Origin of the sequence: Micromonospora sp. KC723, assembly GCF_004348595.1 — a bacterium.
Classification (GTDB): Bacteria; Actinomycetota; Actinomycetes; order Mycobacteriales; family Micromonosporaceae; genus Micromonospora.
Genome location: NZ_SMKD01000265.1, coordinates 1 through 2,129, shown reverse-complemented (window position 1 = coordinate 2,129; position 2,129 = coordinate 1). Strand labels below are relative to the sequence as shown.

Genomic DNA, 2,129 nt, shown 5'->3' with positions numbered 1-2,129 from the left:
GTGGTGGTGTCACCGCCGGTCGTCGCCGGATCGCCGGTGGGCGGCTCGTTGGTGCGCTGCCGGGGCACGGTGGCCTGCTGTCGGGCGGCGGCGCGACGCTCGGCGCGCTGGGCGAGCGCGACCACCAGCACCGAGCCGGCGGCACCGACCACGACCGCGTACGGGGCGACGAGATGCGCCGACACCTGTGCCGGGGTGACCGAGGCCAGCCTGGGCACGGCCAGCAGGTAGGCCACCGCCACCAGGATCGGCCCGGCCGCGCCGGAGATCGCCGCGCCGAGCCGGCGCTCCGCCACCCGAGCGGCACGCCGGGCGACCAGCGCGCCGATCAACAGCGCCGAACCGGTGGCGAGCAGCGCCCCCGGCCAGTACACGTAGTCGCGTAGCCAGAAGCCCGGCCGGTCGGCGCTGATCTGCCAGATGCCCAGCTGGGCGGTGTTCAGGCCGCGCCCGGCGAGAACCCCGTCCACCACCGACACCACGGCGAGCAGCCAGAGCCAACCCACCGTGGCGATCACGTTCGTCGCGGCGGCCCGGACGGAGAGCGCCCAGAGCGCGGCCAGCAAACCGAGCAGCACGCCGACTGCCGCGTACCCGGCTGCGGTGGCCTGCGGGGACGAGGTCTGCGGCGCGGTGGCCGCCCGGGCGGGCACGGCCACCAGCAGGACGGTGAGCGAGGAGCCCGCCGCGCCGCCGACCGCGAGCATCGCCCGGCGCAACGCGCCCCCGGCCGGCCCGTCGTCGCCCCGTTCGTTGAGCCGCTGCGCGCAGACGGCACCGAGCACGGTGGAGACGGCCGCTATCCACGTCGCCCACGCCAGGCTCGCGAACCAGGCCGATCCGGTACGCCCCGCGTCGACCGGCACCCAGTCGATGATGCCCAGCCCGTAGGCGAAGCCCAGCTGTGCCGCGCCCACGCCGGCAGCGACGCCGACCGCGGTGGCGGTTGATCCTCCCCAGCGTCGTGCGGACATGTCGGGGAGCGTAACGTCCCCTCGTCGGCCCGGCGAGCCGTGCGGCACCCGCGCGACGTGTGGTGACGGCTTGGCGGCGACCGGTACGGTCGCGGTGACGACGGTGGGAGCACGATGAGCGACGGACACACCCCTCCAGACGAGCCGGAGCGCCGACAGCCGGGCCGGGGCAGCCTGCTGCTGGGTGGGGGTCTGGTGCTCGTCCTGCTCGCCGCCGTCGGTGCGACCGCCGGCTGGCTGCTCGCCGACCCGGTCGACCCCGCCGTACCGTCCGCGATCGGGTCGCCGGCCGCCGCGCCCTCCACTTCCTCGACGCGGGCGACCGGCGCGGCTCCGACGCGGCCGGCCGCCGACCGGCCGACCACTGCGCCCACCAGCGCGTCGCCGTCCCGCCCCTCGGGCGATCAGACCGTGCCGGACGTGGTCGGTGTCGACTTCGAGAAGGCCCGCGACGAACTGCGCGACCGGAAACTGGGCTGGCGGTTGGTCTTCGGTACCGGGAGTGGACGCGAGGTGGTGCGGACGTCGCCCGCCCCGAACACCCCGGTCACCCGGGGAACCACCGTCCAGGTGTACGTGGCGGGGCCGGCACCGGAGGTGAAGGTGCCGGATCTCGACGACGAGGACTGCGCCGACGTCGCCGAGGAACTGGGCGAGCGAGGCCTATACCCCCGCTACCCGACCGGACGCGTCGGCACGGTCAGCGCCCAGGACCCGCCGGCCGGCAGCGCCGCCCGCTGGAACGACCCGGTTTCGGTCACCTGCACCCCGGAACAGGGTTGACTGTTCCGTCCCCGGATGGGCCGACCGGCCGGTGGGGTGGCCGCCAGACGCGGCGGTGACGGTGGGCACGGAGCCGGCCACGCAGAGTGGTGCGGCGCGCTGACCGGCGGGTGACGACCCGGGCCGCTACCGTGACGGGCGAGGGCCACGACGCCTGCCCGGTGGGAAGAGGACGTGCGATGAGCGACGACCGCCAGGAGCCACTCCCCGACGACGCGACGCGCCCCCTGCCGCCGGCCGACGACCGGACACGCCCCCTGCCGTCGGCGGCGGACCGCCCCACCGGCGGGCAGCCCCGCGACGCGACGGTCCGGCAGGAGCCGGTCGACGCGACGGCGGATCAGGAACCGGTGGACCGGACCCGCCCGCTTC

At 76.2% G+C, this 2,129-nt stretch carries 2 protein-coding genes and 1 pseudogene; 2 read left to right on the top strand and 1 reads right to left on the bottom strand.

Going from position 1 to position 2,129, the window contains the following annotated elements:
* On the bottom strand, positions 1–974 hold a 974-nt coding region (locus E1165_RS28515; protein ID WP_132394780.1), incomplete at its 3' end, for a hypothetical protein.
* A 114-nt stretch (positions 975–1,088) separates the two neighbouring features.
* Here E1165_RS28515 and E1165_RS28510 point away from each other — a divergent pair.
* Together E1165_RS28510 and E1165_RS29625 are read left to right on the top strand one after the other, a co-directional pair.
* Positions 1,089–1,757, top strand: a complete 669-nt coding sequence (locus E1165_RS28510) for a PASTA domain-containing protein (protein WP_132394779.1) — start codon at positions 1,089–1,091, stop codon at positions 1,755–1,757.
* 179 nt (positions 1,758–1,936) lie between these two features.
* Positions 1,937–2,129 (top strand): annotated as a pseudogene (locus E1165_RS29625) (hypothetical protein); the annotation flags it as partial.

Bases quoted from the DNA above. Each gene is read 5' to 3' on its own strand.
- E1165_RS28510 (WP_132394779.1), top strand. From the start codon at position 1,089: ATGAGCGACGGACACACCCCTCCAGACGAGCCGGAGCGCCGACAGCCG.